Origin of the sequence: Coralloluteibacterium thermophilum, assembly GCF_042654365.1 — a bacterium.
Classification (GTDB): domain Bacteria; phylum Pseudomonadota; class Gammaproteobacteria; order Xanthomonadales; family Xanthomonadaceae; genus Coralloluteibacterium; species Coralloluteibacterium thermophilum.
The window spans coordinates 160,004-180,512 of the sequence record NZ_JBHSGG010000029.1; the positions used below are offsets into that span (position 1 = coordinate 160,004).

Below are 20,509 nucleotides of genomic sequence, written 5' to 3' on the forward strand. Positions count from 1 at the left end.
CGGTCGCGCCGCCGCCACCGGCCGCGCCGGCGCGCCGCCTCGTCGTCGAAGAACTCGTCCTCGTGCGTGTCGGGCGCCTCGTCGCCCGCATCCGCGGACAGGCCCTGCGCTTCGCGCCAGAAGGCGACGTCCTCGGCCAGCTCGGGCGCCGCCGCCACGCGCATCTCCAGGAAGTCGAAGGCGGCGCGGAAGCGCGGATGCGACAGCAGACGCCCGACGCGCTTGCGCTGGCGCACCACCAGGCGCGCCTGCATCAGCCAGATCTCCTGCATCGGGATGGAGAAGCGGCGCGGCAGCGCGATGCGCTGCGCCTGGTGCAGGGTCACCCGGTCGGCCGCGCGCTGCTGCGCCACCAGGGCGTCGAGCCCGCCGCGCTGCAGCAGCGCCGCCTCGCGGCAGAACGCCGGCCACAGCAGCGCGGCGAAGAGGAAGGCCGGCGTGACCGAGAGCCCCTCGGCGACGCGGCGGTCGGTGGCCGACAGCGCGTGCAGCACCAGCCGGCGCAGGCTCCCGCTGCGGTTGGCCGCCAGCGCCAGCGCGCTCTCCGGGAACAGCTCCGCGAGCAGGCCGTGCCGTTCCAGTCCGAGGAAGCTCTTCTGCGCGTGCCCGGCGAGGAAGAGCTTGAGGCACTCGTCGAACAGGCGCGCCGGCGGCGCCTGCGAGAGCAGCGGCGCGAGCGCCGGGATCGGCTCGGCGGCACTGGCGTCGATGGTGAAGTCGAGCTTGGCCGCGAGCCGCACCGCGCGCAGCATGCGCACGGGATCCTCGCGGTAGCGCGCGACCGGGTCGCCGATCAGCTTCATGACGCGGTTCTGCACGTCCTCGAAGCCGCCGACGTAGTCGCGCACCGAGAAATCCTCGATGGCGTAGTACAGCGCGTTCGCGGTGAAGTCGCGGCGCAGCGCGTCCTCCTCGATGGTGCCGTAGATGTTGTCGCGCACCAGGCGCTCGCCCTCGAGCGCGCGGTCGCCGCTGCCGTCGTCGGAGTTCGCGCGGAAGGTGGCGACCTCGATGATCTCGCGGCCGAACACCACGTGCGCCAGACGGAAGCGGCGGCCGATGAGGCGGCAGTTGCGGAACAGCTGCTTGATCTCCTCCGGCGTGGCGTCGGTGGCGACGTCGAAGTCCTTCGGCGCGAGCCCGAGCAGGAGATCGCGCACCGCGCCACCGACCAGGTAGGCGCCGAAGCCGGCCTCGCGCAGGCGGTAGAGCACGCGCAGCGCGTTGGGGCTGATGTGCTTGCGGGAAACGGTGTGCGCCTCGCGCGGGATCACGCGCAGCGGCGCGGACGACGAGGGGGAATCGGGTCCTTCGGAATCGGTCATCGGCAGCAAGGGAAGAGGGCCGTGGGGGCAGCGGCCGTCCCGACCGCTGCGAAAAAAAGTTCAAAAAAACCGTTGTCACGGCCTTTGACTGTTTCTATACTATCGGCTTCGCCCGGTACGGCGAAACCCTCTGCTCCCTTCGTCTAGTGGTCTAGGACATCGCCCTCTCAAGGCGGGAACACGAGTTCGAACCTCGTAGGGAGCGCCAAACATCGCAGCGGGCACGCAACGCCCGCCGCCTCCGAAAGGCCCGGCCCGTCCGGGCCTTTCGCGTTGATGCGGATCAAGGCGGCGGCGCGCCGCACGCTCTAGAATCCGCAGGTCACTGCCCGAGAGGTCCCATGCCGTTCGTCGTCACCGAAAACTGCATCAAGTGCAAGTACACCGACTGCGTCGAGGTCTGCCCGGTCGACTGCTTCCACGAGGGCCCGAACTTCCTGGTGATCGACCCGGACGAGTGCATCGACTGCACCCTGTGCGAGCCGGAGTGCCCCGCCAACGCGATCTTCCCCGAGGACGACGTGCCCGCAGGACAGGAGGCCTTCGTCGCGCTCAACGCGGAGCTCGCCGCGGCCTGGCCGGTCATCACCACGCGCAAGGAGCCGCTGCCCGACGCCGCGGACTGGGACGGCAAGCCCGGCAAGCTCGCGCACCTCGAACGCTGACGCGTCCGCGCCGCGCCACGAAAAAAGGCGGCCCCGGGGGCCGCCTTTTTCAATGCCCGCGATGGGCGGGACGTCAGCCCATGCGCTCGCGCAGCTGGACGACCAGGTCCGCGGCCGGGCCCTCGCCGAGCGCGCGGCCGTCGGCGCCGAGCGCGGAGACGATCACCGAGTCGCCCTGCGCCTGCGTGCGCAGCAGGAAGCTCTGGTCCTGGTAGCGGACCTCGTAGGTGCCGAGCAGCTGCGCGCGGTTGAGGATGGAGACGCCCTCGATGGCGTCGAGTTCAGCACCCATCCGGGCCCAGACCTCCTGCACGGTGCCGGCGACGGTGAACGAGACGCCGGCCGCGGCGGTGCGCGGCGTGGTCGATGCGGTCGCCGCACCGGCCGTGCCCGGGATGGTCATCGCGGGATCGGCGCGCGGCATGTCCAAGCCCGGCGGCAGCTCGAGCGGATTGCTCGCCATCGCACGCTGGTAGGCGGCGTCGTCGCGGCGGAACCAGCCACAGCCCGACGTCACCAGGAGAGCGCCGACGAGGCCGGCGAGCAGCAGGCGCGAACGGGTGGAGGGGGTCGACATGCGTTGGTTCTCCGGAAGACGTCTGATGATGATTAAGGATCGGGATTTGAGGATCAGGCCGCGGCCGCGGCCGGATCGGCCTCGAGCCTGCGCACCAGGCCGCACATCGCCTCGGCCTCGGCGGCATGCGCGGAGGACAGCGGCGTGAGCGGCAGGCGCAGGCCGTGACCGCAACCGAGGCGGGCCAGCAGGGCCTTGACCGGGATCGGGTTCGGCTCGACGCCGAGGAAACGGTACAGCGGCGCGAGGGCGGCATCCAGAGCGCGGGCTGAATCGGCCTCGCCGGCGGCGGCCCGGTCGGCGAGCAGGCGGAAGCTCGCCGGGACCACGTTGCTCGCCACGGAGATCACCCCGTCGGCGCCCGCGAGCATCGCGCGACAGAAGGTCGGGTCGTCGCCGCTCAGCACGCTGAAGCCCTCGCCGCGCAGCGCCAGCAGCGCCTGCATGCGCTCCGGCTCGGCCCGCGCCTCCTTGATGCCCACGATGCGCGGATGCGTCGCCAGCGCCGCGACCGTCTCCGGCAGCAGGTCGCCGCCGGTGCGCGGCGGCACGTTGTACAGCACCACGGGCAGGCCGCCCTCCTCCGCCACCGCGCGGTAGTGGGCGAGCAGACCTTCCTGGGTCGGACGCACGTAGGGCGGCGTGACCACCAGCGCCATGTCCGCGCCCGCCTCGGCGGCGCGCCGGGTGAGGGCGACGGTCTTGCGCGTGCCCGACTGGCCGGTGCCGGCCAGCACGGGAATGCGGCCGGCGACCACGTCCGCCGCGCTCTCGATCAGCCCGAGGTACTCGGCGTCGTCGAGGGTGGCCGCCTCGCCGGTCGAGCCGGCGACGACGATGCCCTGGGTGCCGTGGGCGACCTGCGCCTCCACGAGGGCGCGCCAGGCGCGGACGTCGACGTCGCCCGCGGCGTCGAAGGGCGTCGCGAGAGCGGTGATGCTGCCGGAGAGTCGCAAACCGAAGGATCCTGGGTCGGGCCGGCGGCGCGGCGCCGGAGGGGCCGGCGTGCGTGCGCCGGGAAGGCGTTGAAGTGCGGCGGCGATGTTACTTGCGGCCGGAAACGGGCGGCAAGTATGCTGACCGCCAGCCGCAGCACCGCTGCACGCGCGTTCCAGAGCCGCTCCGTCGGCACCCGACGCATCACCCGACGCCGTATCCCGGGACCCCGCCTTGAGCGACCAGACGCCCCGCCCCGCTCCACAAGAAAACCACCTCCTCATCAGTGCCTACGCGACGCATCCGCATTCGCCGCTCCTGTCGGTGACGCGGCGCATCGCCGACAGCGGCTGCAACCTCGCCGACGCGCGCCTGGCGACGGTCGGGCGCGACGTGTCCGTCGCCGCGCTCGCGGTCGGCTCGTGGGACGCCGTCGCCAAGCTCGAGGCCATGCTCGCCCGCCTGGAGCGCGAGGAGGACTTCAAGCTCGCCTGGTACCGCACCGGTCCCAAGGAGCCGCAGTCCAACCTGCTGCCCTACATCGTCGAGGTGGTGGCCGCGGACAAGCCCGGCATCCTGTTCCAGCTCGCGGACTTCTTCGACCGCCAGGGCATCACCATCGAGAACCTGCAGTCCTCGCGCTACCGCGCGATGCAGACCGGCGCGGACATGTTCTCGGCGCAGGTGACCATCGGCATCCCGTCGAACATGCACATCGCCGCGCTGCGCGACGATTTCCTCGAGTTCTGCGACCATCTGAACCTCGACGCCATCATGGACCCGATGAAGTTCTGACGGATGGACACAGGCGACATCGTTCCCGCAGACCTCGGCACCACGCTCGGCGACGGCCGCGCCGCGACGCTCGGCGACTGGCGCGGCCGCTGGCTGGTGCTCTACTTCTATCCGAAGGACGCCACGCCCGGCTGCACGACCGAGAGCGTGGACTTCAACGCCCTGCTCGACGCCTTCCGCGAGCGCGGCGCCGCGATCCTCGGCGCGTCGCGCGACTCGGTCGCCTCCCACGCGCGCTTCGCGGAGAAGCAGGGCCTGCGCTTCGACCTCGCCAGCGATCCCGACGAGACGCTCTGCCGCGCCTTCGACGTGATCCGCGAGAAGAACATGTACGGCCGCAAGGTGCTCGGCATCGAGCGCAGCACCTTCCTGATCGACCCGGAGGGCCGCATCGCGCGGTCCTGGCGCAAGGTCAAGGTGGCCGGCCACGCGCAGGCGGTGCTCGCCGCCCTCGACGAGGCGCGGTGACGCCGCGCCGCGCACCCTTCCCTCACGCGGCCGCCATGGCCGCGCGCCTTCTCTCTTCCGATGCCGATACGCGTGCCGCCCGCCCCGGGCGGCGCGCCGTACCGGCTTGCCCGCCGTCGCGAGGATGCCGATGACCCGCAGCAAGCGTATCTACGTGCTCGACACCAACGTGCTGATGCACGACCCGACCGCGCTGTTCCGCTTCGAGGAGCACGACGTGTTCCTGCCGATGACCGTGCTCGAGGAACTCGACGCGGCCAAGAAGGGAACGTCCGAGGTCTCGCGCAACGCGCGCCAGGTCAGCCGCTTCATCAACGAGCTGATCGAGGCGCACGGCGACGCCTCGATCGAGGCCGGCGTGCCGCTGGCGCGTCCGGGCGGGATCGTGCTGCGCAGCACCGCCGCCGCGGCCGGGCGGCTGCACTTCCAGATCCGCGCGGTGGATCCCGAGCGCGCCTTCGGCAGCGTGGTGCCGGACAACCGCATCCTGGCCTCGGTGCTCGCCCTGATCGAGGACCGGCCGGACGAGGACGTGGTGCTGGTGTCCAAGGACATCAACATGCGCATCAAGGCCTCGATCGCCGGGATCGACGCCGAGGACTACGAGAACGACCGCGCGCTCGACGACCTGAGCCTGCTCTACACCGGCGCCGACGCGCTGCCGGACGACTTCTGGCAGCGCCACGGCGATGCCCTGCGCTCCTGGACCGAGAAGGGACGCACCTACTACGAGGTGCGCCGCGGCGAGGACGAGGACTGGTACCCCTCGCAGTTCCTCTACCTGCCGGGCGACGACGCCACGGAGCTCCGCGTCGCCGAGGTGGACGGCGACCGCGCCGTGCTGCAGATCGTCGACGACTTCCGCAACACCCAGCACGCGGTGTGGGGCGTGCTGGCGCGCAACCGCGAACAGAACTTCGCGCTCAACGCGCTGATGGACCCGGGGATCGACTTCGTGACCCTGCTGGGCACGGCGGGCACCGGCAAGACCCTGCTGGCGCTCGCCGCGGGACTGGCGCAGACGCTCGACGCCCAGCGCTACCGCGAGATCATCATGACCCGCGCGACGGTCAGCGTCGGCGAGGACATCGGCTTCCTCCCCGGCACCGAGGAGGAGAAGATGACGCCCTGGATGGGCGCGCTCACCGACAACCTGGAAGTGCTCACCCACAACCAGGAGGGCGGCACCTGGGGACGCCAGGCGACCAACGACCTGCTCGCCAGCCGGATCAAGATCCGCGCGATGAACTTCATGCGCGGCCGCACCTTCCTCAACCGCTACCTCATCATCGACGAGGCGCAGAACCTGACCTCGAAGCAGATGAAGACCCTGATCACCCGCGCCGGCCCGGGCACCAAGATCGTCTGCCTGGGCAACCTGGAGCAGATCGACACGCCCTACCTCACCGAGACCACCTCGGGCCTGACCTACGTGGTCGACCGCTTCAAGCACTGGCCGCACAGCGCGCACATCACCCTGCGCCGGGGCGAGCGCTCCCGCCTGGCGGACTTCGCCTCCGAAATGCTCTAGCCGTGGAGCCGCTGCACTACGCGTTCGCCGCGCTGCTGCTCGCCCTGGTGCTGGGGCCGCTGGGGGTGCTGGCGGCGCTGGCCCGCAGCGGCTGGCGTGCGGGCGGCCGCGTCGAGCGCATCGGCGCGGTGGCGCTGCACGGGCGACGGCGCCGGCCGCTGGGCGTCGGCCGCCGCACCGGCCGCGACGGCGCGCCGATGGTGACCCTGGAGCCGCAGGGCGCGCCCGCGCTGGCGCTCGACCGGAGCCAGGCGCTCGCCCTCGCCATCCTGCTGCGCGAAGCGGCCGATCCGCCGAAGGCGTCGTGATCTCGCGGCTGCCGACCTGGGTGTGGATCGGCGCCGGCACCCTCGCCCTGGTGGCGGGCATGGTCAACGTGGTGGGTCTCATCGGCTTCGAGCACCAGGGCCTGTCGCACCTCTCCGGCACCACCAGCCAGCTCGGCGAGGCGCTCGCGCAGGGCAGCGGACGCGCCGCGCTGCAACTGCTGCTGGTGCTGGCGGCCTTCGTCGCCGGCGCCCTGCTCAGCGGCCTGCTGATCGGCGGCGCGGCCCTGCAACTGGGCCGGCCCTACGGTGCCGCCCTGTCGATCGAGGCCGGCCTGCTGGCCCTGGCGGTACCGCTGTTCGAGCATCACCACATGGGCGGCGCGCTGGTCGCGGCCATGGCCTGCGGCCTGCAGAACGCACTCACCACCACCTACAGCGGCGCGCTGATCCGCACCACGCACGTCACCGGCATGTTCACCGACCTGGGCATGTTCCTCGGCAACCGCCTGCGCGGATTGCCGGTGGACGGGCGCCGCATCGCGCTGTGCCTGCTGGTGGCGACGGGCTTCCTCTGCGGCGGCGTGCTGGGCGCCCTGCTCTTCCCGCACCTGGGCTATCGCACGCTGTGGCTGCCGGCGCTGCTCACCGGCAGCGCCGGCGTGGCCTACGTCGTCTACGATCTGCGCCGCCGTACGACCACGAACACGAAACGATGACGACCGCCGACCGCCCCCTCTCCGCCCTCACCATCGCCGGCTCCGACTCCGGCGGCGGCGCCGGCATCCAGGCCGACCTGCACACCTTCGCCGCGCACGGCGTCCACGGGCTCAGCGCCCTGGCCGCGCTGACCGCGCAGCACACCCGTGGCGTCGCCGCGGTGCACGTACCGCCGGTGAGCTTCCTGCGCGCGCAGATCGACGCCTGCTTCGACGATTTCCGCATCGGCGCGGTCAAGCTGGGGATGCTCGCGAACGCCGAGGTCATCCACGCCGTCGCCGACGCGCTGGAGGCGCATGCCCCGCCCCACGTGGTGCTCGATCCGGTGATGGTGGCGACCTCCGGCGCGCGCCTGCTGGAGCGCGACGCACTGGACGCGCTGCGCGAGCGCCTGATCCCGCTGGCCAGCGTGCTCACGCCCAACGTCCCGGAGGCGGAGCTGCTGCTCGGCCACGCCATCGCCGACGACGACGACGCGGATGCGGCTCTGGTCGAGCTGCTGGCGCTCGGCCCGCGCGCGGTGCTGCTCAAGGGCGGGCACCTTCCCGGCGCCGGCGAGATGGTCGACCGCTTCGACGACGGCGCCACGCTGGCGGAGTTCTCGCACCCGCGCCTGGAGATCGAGGGCCACGGCACCGGCTGCACCCTGGCGGCCGCCATCGCGGCCAACCTGGCGCAGGGCATGCCGGCCGCGGCGGCCTGCGAGGCCGCCAGCGACTACATCCACGGCGCCCTGCGCGGCGGCACCCGGCCCGGCCTGGGCAGCGCGGCGGTGCTGGACCATTTCTGGCAGATGCGCGGCTGAGCCCGGTTCACGGCGGCGAAGGCAGCCTCGGCTATGCTTCGCCGGACCAGGACACGGCGTACGGACGCGCCACCCACACCGACAGGAGGCAGCATGCGCAGCGGCAACCCCACCCTCAACGAGAACACCTTCCTCGACATCGGCACCGGCGCCGTCGTCGGGCGCGACGGTGCGATGACCATCAACGGCACCGTCAACCGCACCGCGCTGCTGCTCATCGTGACCCTGGTGGCGGCGATGTTCACCTGGAGCCGCTTCTTCGCCTCGGGCGACCCGGCGAGCGTGATGCCCTTCGTGTGGGGCGGCGCCATCGGCGGCCTGGTGGTCGCGCTGGTCACCGTCTTCAAGAAGACCGCAGCCCCGTTCACCGGCCCGCTGTACGCGGTGCTGCAGGGCCTGTTCATCGGCGGCATCTCGGCCATGTTCGAGGCGCGCTTCCCGGGCCTGGTGATCCAGGCGGTCGGGCTCACCTTCGGCGTCCTCGCCGCGATGCTCGTCGCCTACCGCACCGGGCTGATCCGCGCGACGGCGAAGTTCCGCATGGGCGTGGTCGCCGCGACCGGCGGCATCTTCGTGCTGTACCTGGTCAACATGGTGATGCACTTCTTCGGCACCGGCATCCCCTTCATCCACGAGAGCGGCATGCTCGGCATCGGCTTCAGCCTGTTCGTCGTCACCATCGCGGCGCTGAACCTGGTGCTGGACTTCGACGCCATCGAGAGCGGCGTCGCCGCCGGCGCGCCCAAGTACATGGAGTGGTACGGCGCGTTCAGCCTGCTCGTCACCCTGGTGTGGCTCTACCTCGAGATCCTGCGCCTGCTGGCCAAGACCCGCGACTGAGGCGGGCCGCCGCAGCAGCGTGTCGTCGACCGGGGCCTTCGCGCCCCGGTCCTCGTTCCGGAGAAGGAAAACCCATGGAGCCACCGTCGGCCGAGATGCGGCGCATGCTGGCGGGCGAGCCGTACCGCCCCGGCGACCCCGGCATCCAGGCCGCGCAGGCCCGCGCGCGCGCTTGGATGGCGCGCTACAACGCCGCGCTCGACAGCCCGCCCGAGCACCGCAGGCGCCTGCTGCGCGAGCAGCTCGGAACGGTGGGCGACGGCGCCGTGGTGCGCCCGCCCTTCCACTGCGACTTCGGCAGCCACATCCATCTGGGGCGCGATGTCTTCCTCAACTTCGGCTGCGTGATCCTCGACGTCTGCCCGGTGACCATCGGTGACGGCACCCAGATCGGGCCCGCCGTGCAGATCTACGCCGCCGACCATCCGCGCGACCCCGGAACCCGGCGCGCGGGGCTTGAGTTCGGGCGCCCGGTGGCGATCGGGCGCAACGTCTGGATCGGCGGCGGGGCGATCCTCCTGCCCGGCGTCAGCGTCGGCGACGACGCGATCGTCGGCGCCGGCAGCGTGGTGACCCGCGACGTGCCCGCCGGCGCGACGGTGGCCGGGAACCCCGCGCGGCCGTTGCGCGCGCAGGCGCACCAGGAGCAGGCACCGTAGAGGCGGCTCGCGGGCCTGCCGCTCCTCCGCCTGCACGCCGCGCCAACGCGGGCGCGGCGAGGCTGGCTCCGAACCGGAGCCGTCCATGCCCGAAGGTCCATCGCTGGTCATCCTGCGCGAGGCCCTCGCGCCCTTCGTCGGCCGCCGCGTGCGCGAGGTCGGCGGCAACACCACCCGGATCGACCCGCAGCGCCTGCTGGGCCAGCCACTGACGGAGGTACGCACCTTCGGCAAGCAGCTGCTCCTGGCGTTTCCCGCGACGGTGCTGCGCGTGCACTTCCTGCTGTTCGGCAGCCACCGCATCGACGACCCCAAGCCGACGCCGGCGCGCCTGCACCTGGGCTTCGGCACGCACGCGCTCGACCTCTACGGCTGCTCGCTGCGCTACATCGACACGGATCTCGACGCCGCCTACGACTGGTCCGTCGACGTCATGGCGGACGCCTGGGACCCGCGCGCGGCGCGGCGCAGGCTGCGTGCGCGGCCGGACATGCTGGCCTGCGACGCGCTGCTCGACCAGGACCTGTTCGCCGGCGTCGGCAACATCATCAAGAACGAGGTGCTGTTCCGCATCCGCGTGCACCCGGAGAGTCGGGTGGGCGCGCTCCCGCCGCGCAAGCTGGGCGACCTCGTGCGCGAGGCGCGCGCCTACAGCTTCGACTTCCTCGCGTGGAAGCGCGACTTCGTGCTCGCCAGGCACTGGTGCGTGCACAACCGCCAGACCTGCCCCCGCTGCCACGTCCCGCTGCATTTCGTCCGCCACCTCGGCGCCGCGCGCCGGCGCGCCTTCTTCTGCACGCGCTGCCAGCGCCTCTACCGGTGAGCCGCCCGATGCACCTGGTCCAGATCCTGCTGCCACGCACCGACCCCGAGGGCCGTCCCTTCCCTCCGGCGCTCTTCGCCGAGATCCGCGAGCGCCTCGCCGCGCGCTTCGGCGGCGTGACCGCGCACACCCGGGCGCCCGCGCAGGGCCTGTGGGACGGCGACGAGGGACGCGAGCGCGACGACATCCTGCTCCACGAGGTCATGGTCGAGGCGCTGGACCGCGCATGGTGGGCGGACTTCCGGCGCGAACTGGAGACGCGTTTCGCGCAGGACGAGATCGTCGTCCGCGCCCTGCCCGCCGAGCGTCTCTGACCGACGCCGGAAACGACGACGGGCCCCGCAGGGCCCGTCGGAACGTGCGGCGCGGCCGCCCTCGTCAGCCGGCGACGCGGCGCGCGATCGCCTCGGCGAAGCTCATGGTCGTGCCGCTGCCGCCGAGATCCGGGGTCAGCGCCGGATCCTTGGCCTCGAGCGTCGCCACGATCGCCTCGCGGATGCGGTTGCCGGCGTCCGCCTTGCCGATGTGGTCGAGCATCTGCGCGGCCGCCAGCAGCAGCGCGCAGGGGTTGGCGATGCCCTTGCCGGCGATGTCGGGCGCCGAGCCGTGCACGGCCTCGAAGATCGCCGCGTCGGCGCCGATGTTGGCGCCCGGAGCCAGGCCGAGGCCGCCCACCAGGCCGGCGCAGAGGTCGGAGATGATGTCGCCGAACAGGTTGGTGGTCACGATGATGTCGAACTGCTCGGGGCGCATCACCAGCTGCATGCAGGTGTTGTCCACGATCATCTCGTTGCACTCGATGTCGGCGTACTCCTGCGCGACCTCGCGGGCGACCTTCAGGAACAGGCCGGAGGTCGACTTCAGGATGTTGGCCTTGTGCACCACGGTGACCTTCCTGCGGCCGGTGCGCCGGGCCAGCTCGAAGGCATAGCGCACGATGCGCTCGGAACCGTGGCGGGTCACCTTCTGCGTCAGCGTGGCGATCTGCCCGTCCTCGGACACCATCTGGCCCTCGCCGATGTAGGCGCCCTCGGTGTTCTCGCGGACCGTGATGAGGTCCACGCCCTCGCCGAAGCGGGACTTGGTGTTCGGGAAGCTCTTGGCCGGGCGCACGTTCGCGTACAGGTCGAAGTGCCGACGCAGGGCGACGTTGATCGAGGAGAAGCCCTCGCCGACCGGCGTGGTCAGCGGACTCTTGAGGGCGATGCCGTGCTTGCGGATCGTCTCGAGCGTGGAGGCGGGAAGCAGCTCGCCGTGCTTCTCGAGCGCGACCATGCCGGCATCGACGTCCTCGTACCGGAGACCCAGCTGCATCGCGTCGAGCACGTGCAGGGTGGCTTCCATGATTTCGGGGCCGATACCGTCGCCCCGGATGACTGCGATCGTCTGGGTCATAATCTCGCTGGGAATTGCTGCGGGAGGGGGCCGCGCGGGGCGCGGGAGCGCCGGCCATTATGCCGCAAGCCGGCCCCCCTTTCCCAACGCGCGCGCTCAGCCGTGGGCGTGCGGCGCGGTTGCCGGGGCGTCGCCGCCCTCGAGCCGGTCGAGGAAATCCACCGCCCGCCGCAGGTGCGGGATGACGATGCTGCCCCCGACCACCAGGCCGACGGAAAACGTCTCGAAGAACTCCTCGCGGGTCACGCCGGCGTCCTTGCACTGGGCGACGTGGTAGGCGATGCAGTCGTCGCAGCGCAGCACCATCGAGGCGACCAGGCCGAGCAGCTCCTTGGTCTTCACGTCGAGCGCGCCGGCCCGGTAGGTCTGGGTGTCGAGCGCGAAGAAGCGCCGCACCACCTGGTTGTCCTCCGCGAGGATCCGCTCGTTCATGCGCCTGCGGAAGGCGGTGAACTCGGCCACGCGATCGGCCTCGCCGCCCTGCGGCGGGGTCGTTTCCGAGGTCATGCCGCACCCTCCAGCAGCGGCATCAGCCCGCCGCGGCGGTCGAGCGCGACCAGGTCGTCGTAGCCGCCGACGTGGGTGTCGCCGACGAAGATCTGCGGAACGCTGGTCCGCCGTGCGCGCGACAGCATGATCTCGCGCTGGGCCGGATCGGTGTCGATGCGCACCTCCGTCCAGGTCGCGCCCTTGCTCTTGAGGAAATTCTTGGCCGCCACGCAGTACGGGCAGATGGCGGTGGTATAGATGGTGACGTCCTTCACGGGAACCTCTGGCGGGAACATGCGGTCGCACAATGGTGGCCCACGCGGGCGTTTTCCAGCCGTGCATGCGCATGATGCTGCGTCTCCTGCGGGGGCGACAGCCCCAATTCATGCCTTCCTGGCCCGCCTGCGCCATGCTTGGCGCAGCCTTCACGACGGTGACCGCGTGTTCCGAGTCCTGACCCTGACCGCCCTGTCCGTGGCCCTGGCCGGCACGCCGGCGACCTCCGCGCGCGCCCAGCAGGCGCTGCCGGACATGGGGTCGTCCGCGGCCGAGCAGCTCACCCCGGCGCAGGAGGCGATCTACGGCGCCATGACGCTGCGCGAGCTGCGTCGCCTCGGGATGCTGCTGGAGGACCCCCTGCTCGACGCCTGGTACCACGGCATGGCCTACCGGCTGGTCGCCAGCGACTCGCGGACCCGGCAGGACTACACCTTCATGCTGCTGCGCGACCGCCAGATCAACGCGTTCGCCACGGTCGGCGGCTACATCGGCATGAACTCCGGCCTGATCCTCGCCGCCGAGGTCGAGGACGAGGTGGCCGGGGTGCTGGCGCACGAGATCGCGCACGTCACCCAGAAGCACGTCCTTCGCGCCGTGGAGCGCGCCCAGAAGGACAGCGTGCCGATCCTGCTCGGCATGCTGGCGGCGGTCGTCGCCGCCCAGCAGGCCGGCAGCCGCAGCAGCGGCGACGCCACCCAGGCGGCCATCGCCGGCGGCCTGTCGCTGATCCAGCAGCGCCAGATCGACTACACCCGCAGCAACGAGTCCGAGGCGGACCGCATCGGCATCCAGCGGTTGGCGGCGGCGGGCTACGACCCGCTCGCGATGGCCCAGATGTTCGGCCGCATGTCGCGTTTCGAGCGCAACAACACCGGCGGCCGGGCGGCGCCGGAGTACCTGCGCACCCACCCGGTCACCACCACCCGCATGAGCGAGGCGCGCGAACGCGCCGAACGCATGCGCGCCTCCCAGACGGTGAGCTTCGCCGGCGGCCCGATGGCCGCCAATCCCCTGCTTCCGGGCGGGCTCGGCGTGTCCGCCGACGCCACGGGACGCCCCGGCGCGCGCTTCGCCTGGGCGCAGGAGCGCCTGCGCGTGCTCACCGCGGACTCCCCCAACGCCGCCGCGGCCGAATACACCCGCATGCGCGCGGCCGGCGAACGCTTCGGGCCGCCGCAGCGCTACGGCATGGCGCTGGCGCAGCTGCGCATGGGCCACGGCGCCGAGGCGCTGCAGGAGCTGAAGGCGCTCGCGGAGGCGGAGCCCGGCGACCTCTGGATCGAGCTGGCGCTGGCCGAGGCCGAGTTCGCGGCCGGCCACGCCGGCACCGCGCGGCAGCGCTTCGAGCGCCTCGCGGCCGGCTATCCCAACAACCGCGCGGTCGCCCTCACCTACGCGCGCGTGCTCGGCGAGGTCGGGACCGCCGAGGCCGGCCGGCGCGCCCAGGAACTGCTGCGCCCCCTGCTCCGCGGCGGCAGCGACGACCCCGAGCTCCACGTGCGCTTCGCCCGCGCCTCGGAACTGGCCGGCGACCTCTCCCGCGCCGCCGAGGCCCATGCCGAGGTCGCCTTCCTCAACGGTCGCGCCGAGGACGCCCTGAACCAGCTCCAGGCCCTCAAGGCCGACGACGACCTCGACTACTACCAACGGGCCCGCATCGACGCCCGCATCGCCGCCATGACCCCCATCGTCCTGGAAATGCGCCGACAGGGCCTGAGGCCGGAGGACCAGGGACGCGGGGTGGTACAGCGGTAAGGTGAGGCGGGAATCGGGAAGCGGGAATGGGGACCTGGGGCGCGTAGCGGCTCGAAGCAGGCGCTACGGGCGAGCGATGCAAGGACGGCTCCTTGTGCCGCAATATGGCCGGGGATCCGGAAGTGGGAGCCGAGCTGGACCAGCTTCTACACACAAGCCTCCGAGCAGCGGAAGCTGCCATCCCGCGCCTCTGCACTCATACCCACCGCCCCGTGCCCGGCCACCCCAAAGCCCGTCAAAACCCCGGGTTCCCATTCCCGCTTCCCGATTCCCGCTTCACCAACCATGTGACACCGTCACAATCGGGTCACAAAACTGTTATCTACTCGCCGCGGCCCAACAGACAGGACTTGCTGGCTGTGCAGAAACGCATCCTGATCGTCGATGACGAACCCGCGATCCGCGACATGGTCGCCTTCGCCCTGCGCAAGGGCGACTTCGAACCGGTCCACGCGGCCGACGCACGCGAGGCCCAGGCGGCAATCAGCGAACGCGTGCCCGACCTGATCCTCCTGGACTGGATGCTGCCCGGCATCGGCGGCCTCGAACTCGCGCGCCGCTGGCGCCGCGAGGACCTGACGCGGGACGTGCCGATCATCATGCTCACCGCCCGCGGCGAGGAGAACGACCGCGTGAGCGGCCTCGATGCGGGCGTGGACGACTACGTGGTCAAGCCGTTCTCGGCGCGCGAGCTGATCGCCCGCATCCGCGCGGTCATGCGCCGCACCCGCGAGGACGACGAGCAGGGCAACATCGTCGCCGGCGTCCTGCGCATCGACGGCGCGGCGCACCGCGTCTACGCCAACGACACCCCGGTCACCATCGGCCCGACCGAGTACCGGCTGCTGCACTTCTTCATGACCCACGCCGACCGCGTCTACAGCCGTTCTCAGCTGCTCGACCACGTCTGGGGCGGCAACGTCTACGTGGAAGAGCGCACGATCGACGTGCACATCCGGCGCCTGCGCAAGACCCTCGAGCCGCACGGGCTCGACGGCCTCATCCAGACCGTCCGCGGCGCCGGCTACCGCTTCTCGCTGCAGGCGTGAAGCGCCGCGCACGCTACCGCCGTCGCGAGGCGCTCCGGCTCCTCCTGGTCTACGGCGCCGCCCTGCTGGTCGGGTTCGCGGCCGGGCATCCGTGGGCCGCGGTCGCGCTCGCCTCGATCGGCCTGTTGGCGCGACACTACGTGCGCCTGGGCCGGGTGCTCTCGGACGTGGGGTCGCGGCGCACGCTGGTGTCGCCGCGCCGCGCCGGTGCCTGGGACGCGCTCGAGCGCCTGCTCGTGCGCCGCCAGAAGGAGCTGCGCACCCGCCGCCGCCGGCTGGTCGAGCTGCTGCGCACCTACCAGCGCGCGGCCTCGGCCCTGCCGGACGCCATCCTCATCCTGGACCGCACCGACCGCATCGTCTGGTTCAACCGCGCCGCCGCGCGGATGTTCGGGCTGAACGCCGCCCAGCACACCGGCGCGCGGCTGCAGGACGCCATTTCCAGCAGGCACCTGGCCAACTGGCTGGAGGCGCCGGTGCGCGAGCCCCTGGTGGAGATCCCCTCGCCCTGCGAGCAGGGCCACACCCTCAGCCTGCAGCCGATCTCCTACAACGAGGACCAGTGGCTGCTGGTCGCCCGCGACGTCAGCATCCTGATGCACCTGCAGCAGGTGCGCCGCGACTTCGTCGCCAACGTCTCCCACGAGCTGCGCACGCCGCTGACCGTGATCCACGGCTATCTCGACATGATCGAGCCCGAGGAGCACCCGGAGCTGGCGGGCATCATCGACGAGATGCGCAAGCAGTCGCACCGCATGACCCACCTGGTCGAGGACCTGCTCACCCTGTCGCGGCTCGAGGCGCAGGACACGATCGACGAGGAGGCCATCGCCATGCCGCCGCTCCTGGAGACGCTGCGGCGCGAGGCCGAGGCGCTCTCGCAGGGCCGCCACGCCATCAGCGTCACGGACCTGGCGGGCGTGGACCTCAAGGGCTCGACCAAGGAGCTGCACAGCGCCTTCTCCAACCTCATCGGCAATGCGGTGCGCTACACGCCGGCGGGCGGCCGCGTGGACGTGTACTTCGAGCGCGAGGGCACCGGCGCCGTGTTCCGGGTGGCCGACACCGGCCACGGCATCCCGGCCCAGCACCTCGCGCGCATCACCGAGCGCTTCTACCGCGTCTCCACCAGCCGGTCGCGCGATTCCGGCGGCACCGGCCTGGGGCTGTCCATCGTCAAGCACGTGCTCAACCTCCACCAGGCCCGGCTCGAGGTGAAGAGCGACATCGGCCAGGGCTGCGTCTTCAGCTGCCACTTCGGCGGCGAGCGCGTGCTCGCACGCGAGGCCCAGCCGCAGGCGCAGGCGCGGGTCCACTGACCGCCGGGCCGCGCAGGACCGCCGCATGAGCGAGCAGCACGACACGCCGCCCCTCCCCGCGCGCCGGGACATCCCCGGGGAGGCGCCCGATGCGTCAGAATCGCCGCCCATGAGCGACGGCACCGACATCGACCTGCGCGACCCCGCGCTGTACCTCAACCGCGAGCTGTCGCAGCTCGAGTTCAACTTCCGCGTCCTGGCGCAGTCGGAGGACGAGTCGCTCCCGCTGCTGGAGCGGCTGCGCTATCTGTGCATCACCTGCACCAATCTCGACGAGTTCTTCGAGATCCGCGTGGCGACCATCCGCCACGCGCTTGAGTTCGGCGGGCCGGCCATGCCCGACGGCATGGCGCCCTCCACGGCGCTGAAGCTCATCCACGAGAAGGCGGGCCGCCTGATCCGGCGGATGTACGAACACTGGAACCGCACCCTGCGCCCGGCGCTGAACGAGGCCGGCATCCGCATCCTGCCCCGGGACGCCTGGAACGCGAAGCAGCGGCGCTGGCTGCGCAAGTACTTCGACGACGAGATCATGCCGGTGCTCTCGCCGCTCGGGCTCGACCCGGTGCACCCCTTCCCGCGCATCCTCAACAAGTCGCTCAACGTGGTGGTGGTGCTCTCGGGCAAGGACGCCTTCGGGCGCGCCGGGCACATGGCCATCGTGCGCGCGCCGCGGTCGCTGCCGCGCATCATCCAGCTGCCGGAGAACGTCTCGGGCGGGCCCCACGACTTCGTGCTGCTCTCGCAGGTGCTGACCGCCTTCGTCGACAGCCTGTTCCCGGGCATGCAGGTCAAGGGCGCCTACCAGTTCCGCGTGACCCGCAACTCGGAGCTGATCGTCGACGAGGAGGAGGTCGAGAACCTCGCCGCCGCGCTCAAGACCGAACTGGCCGGGCGCGGCTTCCGGCGCGCGGTGCGGCTGGAGATCGCCGAGAACTGCCCCAAGCACATCCTCAAGACGCTGCTGGCCAATCTCGACCTGCCCGAATCGGCGGTCTACCCGATCAACGGCCCGGTCAACCTCAACCGGGTGATCCAGGTCTACGACCTGGTCGACCGCCCGGAGCTGAAGTTCCCGCCGTTCGTGCCGCGCGTGCAGTTCGACGAGGACGAGTCCGCCTTCGACCGCATCCGCGAGCGCGACGTCCTGCTGCACCACCCCTACGACTCGTTCTCCGACGTCATCGCGGTGCTCAAGCAGGCGGCGGTCGACCCGGACGTGCTCGCGATCAAGCAGACCCTCTACCGCACCGGCAAGGAGCCGGCCCTGCTCGAGGCCCTGCTGCAGGCCGCGCGCAACGGCAAGGACGTGACCGTGCTGGTGGAGCTGCGCGCACGCTTCGACGAAGAGGCCAACATCCGCGTCGCCGACCGGCTGCAGGAGGCCGGCGTGCAGGTGGTGTACGGCGTGGTCGGCTACAAGACCCACGCCAAGATGCTGCTGATCGTCCGCCGCGAGGGGCGCATGCTGCGCCGCTACGTGCACCTGGGCACCGGCAACTACAACTCGGGCACGGCGCGGGTCTACACCGACCTCAGCCTGCTCACCGCCGACCCCGAGATCGGTCACGACGTGCACCTGCTGTTCCAGCAGCTCTCGGGCCTGGCCCCGGCCTTCAAGCTCAAGCGCCTGCTGCAGGCGCCCTTCACCCTGCACGGCGGCATCCTCGCCCGCATCGACCGTGAGATCGAGCACGCCCGCGCCGGCCGCGAGGCGCGGATCGTGGCGCGCATGAACGCCCTCAACGAGGCCGCGGTGATGCAGGCGCTGTACCGCGCCTCGCAGGCCGGCGTGCAGATCGACCTGATCGTGCGCGGCGCCTGCTCGCTGCGCCCCGGGGTGCCGGGCGTCTCGGACAACATCCGCGTGCGGTCGGTGATCGGCCGCTTCCTCGAGCACTCGCGGGTGTACTTCTTCGAGAACGGCGGCAAGCGCGAGATCTACGGCGCCAGCGCCGACTGGATGGAGCGCAACCTGCTGCGGCGCGTGGAGACCTGCTTCCCCATCCTCGAGCCCAAGCTCGCCGCACGCGTCTACGACGAGTTCCTCGGCACCTACCTGGACGACAACACCCAGGCCTGGGAGCTGCTGCCGGACGGCAGCTACCGCCGCATCGCGCCGACCGAGGACGCCATGCCGCACTCGGCGCAGCGCAGCCTGCTGGCGAGGCTCTGCGGATGAGGGCCCGCGCCGGGCGCCCTGCGGGCGGCCAGAAGACGGAGGACGACGCCCTCCTCGCCGCGGTCGACATCGGTTCCAACAGCTTCCACATGGTGGTGGCGCGCCCGATGCTGGGCCAGCTGCGCATCGTCGACCGCCTCCGCGAGACGGTGCGCCTGGCCGAAGGGCTGGACGGCAAGGGCGGGCTCTCGACCGAGGCCCGCGGCCGCGCCTTCGAGTGCCTGGAGCGGTTCGGCCAGCGCCTGCGCAACGTCGACCCGAAGTGCGTGCGCGCGATCGCGACGAACACGGTGCGCGCGCTGCGCCACCCGCAGTCCTTCCTGCTGCCGGCCGAGACCGCGCTCGGCCATGCGATCGAGGTCGTCTCCGGCCGCGAGGAGGCGCGCCTCATCTACCTGGGCGTGACCCACGCCAACCCGCCGGGACCGCGACGGCGGCTGGTCGTGGACATCGGCGGCGGCTCGACGGAATTCATCATCGGCGAAGGCTTCGACGCGCTGGAGCGCGAATCGCTGCAGATGGGCTGCATCGCCAGCACGCGGCGCTTCTTCGGCGACGGCAAGCTCTCGCCCCGGCGCTGGCAGGAGGCCCTGACCGCCATCGGCGCGGAGTTCCAGCAGTTCGCCACCACCTTCCGCGCGCTCGGCTGGAGCGAGGCCTTCGGCTCCTCCGGCACCGCCAAGGCCATCGGCAACCTGATCGCGGCCGCCGACGGCGGCGACAGCGACATCACGCCCCGCGGCCTCGCCCTGCTGCGCGAACGCCTGCTGCGCGCCGACCGCATCGCGCGCATCGACATGCCGGGCCTCGACGACGAGCGCCGGCCGATCCTCGCCGGCGGGGTGCTGGTGATGGAGGCGGCGTTCCAGGCGCTCGGCATCGAGCGCATGCAGGTCAGCAGCACGGCCATGCGCGAGGGCATCCTGCTGGATCTCCGCGGGCGCATGACCAACGACGACCCGCGCGAGCTGTCGGTCAACGCGCTCTGCGAGCGCTATGGCCTCGATCCGGCGCAGGGCGCGCGCGTGGAGAGCACGGCACTGTCCCTGTTCGACCAGGTGGCGACCGAGGAGGTCGCGCCCGACGAGCGCCGCATGCTGGCCTGGGCGGCGCGCCTGCACGAGATCGGCCTCGCCATCGCGCACAGCCAGTACCACGTGCACGGGGCCTACATCCTGGAGCACTCCGACATCGCCGGCTTCTCGCGCCAGGAACAGCAGGTGCTCGCGGCGATCGTCCATTGCCAGCGCCGCAAGCCCGCGCTGGCGGTCCTGCAGGCGCTGCCCGCCCGCCAGCAGGTCGTGGCCCGGCGCCTCATCCCGCTGCTGCGGCTGGCCGTGCTGTTCGCCCGCGGCCACGAGGACGCCCCGCCCCTGCGCCTGCGCATCGACGGGCAGCGCCTGCGGCTGGGGATCGACGCGGGGTGGCTGCGCAGCCACCCGCTGACCCGTGCCGACCTGGCGACGGAGCAGGCCCAGATCGGCAGGCTCGACTACACCCTGGACGTGCGCACCGACGACGCCTGAGGCCGGAGCGGCGGGCGCGGCCGGTGGCCGGCCCGCAGCCTAGCTGTGTAAACCCAGGACGTTGTTCAGGGGAAGCTGAAGACGGGTGATAGGGGGTTGGTAGCC

Annotated in this window: 22 protein-coding genes and 1 tRNA gene; 17 read left to right on the plus strand and 6 right to left on the minus strand. The window is 71.7% G+C overall.

What is annotated here, in order from left to right; all coding sequences use genetic code 11:
- Positions 1-1,325, minus strand: a 1,325-nt coding sequence (gene pcnB, locus ACFO3Q_RS10580) for a polynucleotide adenylyltransferase PcnB (RefSeq protein ID WP_377004640.1), incomplete at its 3' end; no start/stop codon positions are given.
- Positions 1,326-1,457: 132 nt separating this feature from the next.
- On the opposite strand from pcnB, the gene ACFO3Q_RS10585 reads away from it, so the two are divergent.
- Positions 1,458-1,533, plus strand: a tRNA-Glu gene (locus ACFO3Q_RS10585).
- A 133-nt stretch (positions 1,534-1,666) separates the two neighbouring features.
- Positions 1,667-1,990, plus strand: coding sequence for a ferredoxin FdxA (fdxA, locus tag ACFO3Q_RS10590; protein ID WP_377004641.1), 324 nt, complete (start codon positions 1,667-1,669; stop codon positions 1,988-1,990).
- 73 nt (positions 1,991-2,063) lie between these two features.
- On the opposite strand, the gene ACFO3Q_RS10595 is transcribed toward fdxA, so the two are convergent.
- Positions 2,064-2,567 carry a hypothetical protein gene (locus tag ACFO3Q_RS10595; protein ID WP_377004642.1) on the minus strand — a complete coding sequence of 168 codons (504 nt, stop codon included), beginning with the start codon at positions 2,565-2,567 and terminating at the stop codon, positions 2,064-2,066.
- Positions 2,568-2,620: 53 nt separating this feature from the next.
- On the minus strand, positions 2,621-3,523 hold the full coding sequence (gene dapA, locus ACFO3Q_RS10600) for a 4-hydroxy-tetrahydrodipicolinate synthase (protein ID WP_377004643.1): 903 nt from the start codon (positions 3,521-3,523) through the stop codon (positions 2,621-2,623).
- A 214-nt stretch (positions 3,524-3,737) separates the two neighbouring features.
- Here dapA and ACFO3Q_RS10605 point away from each other — a divergent pair, with 214 nt between their 5' ends.
- The 10 genes from ACFO3Q_RS10605 to ACFO3Q_RS10650 all read left to right on the plus strand — a co-directional run bounded on the left by ACFO3Q_RS10605 (position 3,738) and on the right by ACFO3Q_RS10650 (position 10,724).
- Positions 3,738-4,298 (plus strand): glycine cleavage system transcriptional repressor, encoded by a 561-nt coding sequence (locus ACFO3Q_RS10605; protein ID WP_377004644.1) that lies wholly within the window; start codon positions 3,738-3,740, stop codon positions 4,296-4,298.
- Between the two features lie 3 nt (positions 4,299-4,301).
- Positions 4,302-4,766: a peroxiredoxin gene (locus tag ACFO3Q_RS10610; protein ID WP_377004645.1), complete on the plus strand. Its 465-nt coding sequence runs from the start codon at positions 4,302-4,304 to the stop codon at positions 4,764-4,766.
- 130 nt (positions 4,767-4,896) lie between these two features.
- On the plus strand, positions 4,897-6,297 hold the full coding sequence (locus ACFO3Q_RS10615; protein ID WP_377004646.1) for a PhoH family protein: 1,401 nt from the start codon (positions 4,897-4,899) through the stop codon (positions 6,295-6,297).
- A gap of 2 nt (positions 6,298-6,299) precedes the next feature.
- Positions 6,300-6,605, plus strand: a complete 306-nt coding sequence (locus ACFO3Q_RS10620; RefSeq protein WP_377004647.1) for a hypothetical protein — start codon at positions 6,300-6,302, stop codon at positions 6,603-6,605.
- Entirely contained in the window at positions 6,602-7,282 is a 681-nt protein-coding gene (locus ACFO3Q_RS10625) for a YoaK family protein (protein ID WP_377004648.1), read from the plus strand. The genes ACFO3Q_RS10620 and ACFO3Q_RS10625 overlap by 4 nt, the downstream gene beginning before the upstream one ends.
- Positions 7,279-8,088 (plus strand): bifunctional hydroxymethylpyrimidine kinase/phosphomethylpyrimidine kinase, encoded by an 810-nt coding sequence (gene thiD / locus ACFO3Q_RS10630; protein WP_377004649.1) that lies wholly within the window; start codon positions 7,279-7,281, stop codon positions 8,086-8,088. Before ACFO3Q_RS10625 ends, thiD begins: the two co-directional genes overlap by 4 nt.
- Before the next feature lie 93 nt (positions 8,089-8,181).
- A complete protein-coding gene (locus ACFO3Q_RS10635; protein WP_377004650.1) occupies positions 8,182-8,928 on the plus strand; it encodes a Bax inhibitor-1/YccA family protein in 747 nt (248 codons plus the stop codon).
- A 74-nt stretch (positions 8,929-9,002) separates the two neighbouring features.
- Positions 9,003-9,587 carry a sugar O-acetyltransferase gene (locus ACFO3Q_RS10640; RefSeq protein ID WP_377004651.1) on the plus strand — a complete coding sequence of 195 codons (585 nt, stop codon included), beginning with the start codon at positions 9,003-9,005 and terminating at the stop codon, positions 9,585-9,587.
- An 85-nt stretch (positions 9,588-9,672) separates the two neighbouring features.
- Positions 9,673-10,410 (plus strand): DNA-formamidopyrimidine glycosylase family protein, encoded by a 738-nt coding sequence (locus tag ACFO3Q_RS10645; RefSeq protein ID WP_377004652.1) that lies wholly within the window; start codon positions 9,673-9,675, stop codon positions 10,408-10,410.
- Positions 10,407-10,724 carry a hypothetical protein gene (locus tag ACFO3Q_RS10650; RefSeq protein WP_377004653.1) on the plus strand — a complete coding sequence of 106 codons (318 nt, stop codon included), beginning with the start codon at positions 10,407-10,409 and terminating at the stop codon, positions 10,722-10,724. The genes ACFO3Q_RS10645 and ACFO3Q_RS10650 overlap by 4 nt, the downstream gene beginning before the upstream one ends.
- Before the next feature lie 64 nt (positions 10,725-10,788).
- Here ACFO3Q_RS10650 and ACFO3Q_RS10655 read toward each other — a convergent pair whose 3' ends face one another.
- The 3 genes from ACFO3Q_RS10655 to grxC form a co-directional block, all read right to left on the minus strand.
- The gene (locus tag ACFO3Q_RS10655) at positions 10,789-11,805 is read right to left on the minus strand and encodes an isocitrate dehydrogenase (RefSeq protein ID WP_377004654.1); all 1,017 of its coding nucleotides are present in this window, start codon (positions 11,803-11,805) and stop codon (positions 10,789-10,791) included.
- A gap of 96 nt (positions 11,806-11,901) precedes the next feature.
- Positions 11,902-12,312: a carboxymuconolactone decarboxylase family protein gene (locus ACFO3Q_RS10660; protein ID WP_377004655.1), complete on the minus strand. Its 411-nt coding sequence runs from the start codon at positions 12,310-12,312 to the stop codon at positions 11,902-11,904.
- Entirely contained in the window at positions 12,309-12,590 is a 282-nt protein-coding gene (gene grxC, locus ACFO3Q_RS10665) for a glutaredoxin 3 (RefSeq protein ID WP_377004656.1), read from the minus strand. Before grxC ends, ACFO3Q_RS10660 begins: the two co-directional genes overlap by 4 nt.
- Before the next feature lie 145 nt (positions 12,591-12,735).
- Here grxC and ACFO3Q_RS10670 point away from each other — a divergent pair, with 145 nt between their 5' ends.
- From ACFO3Q_RS10670 to ACFO3Q_RS10690, 5 genes are all read left to right on the plus strand, one after another.
- Positions 12,736-14,328, plus strand: coding sequence for a M48 family metalloprotease (locus ACFO3Q_RS10670; protein ID WP_377004657.1), 1,593 nt, complete (start codon positions 12,736-12,738; stop codon positions 14,326-14,328).
- Positions 14,329-14,687: 359 nt separating this feature from the next.
- Positions 14,688-15,377: a phosphate regulon transcriptional regulator PhoB gene (gene phoB, locus ACFO3Q_RS10675; protein ID WP_377004658.1), complete on the plus strand. Its 690-nt coding sequence runs from the start codon at positions 14,688-14,690 to the stop codon at positions 15,375-15,377.
- Positions 15,374-16,696, plus strand: a complete 1,323-nt coding sequence (phoR, locus tag ACFO3Q_RS10680) for a phosphate regulon sensor histidine kinase PhoR (protein WP_377004659.1) — start codon at positions 15,374-15,376, stop codon at positions 16,694-16,696. Before phoB ends, phoR begins: the two co-directional genes overlap by 4 nt.
- Positions 16,697-16,805: 109 nt before the next feature.
- Positions 16,806-18,878, plus strand: coding sequence for a polyphosphate kinase 1 (gene ppk1, locus ACFO3Q_RS10685; RefSeq protein ID WP_377004666.1), 2,073 nt, complete (start codon positions 16,806-16,808; stop codon positions 18,876-18,878).
- A complete protein-coding gene (locus ACFO3Q_RS10690; RefSeq protein ID WP_377004660.1) occupies positions 18,875-20,404 on the plus strand; it encodes a Ppx/GppA phosphatase family protein in 1,530 nt (509 codons plus the stop codon). Before ppk1 ends, ACFO3Q_RS10690 begins: the two co-directional genes overlap by 4 nt.
- Positions 20,405-20,509: the final 105 nt, after the last annotated feature.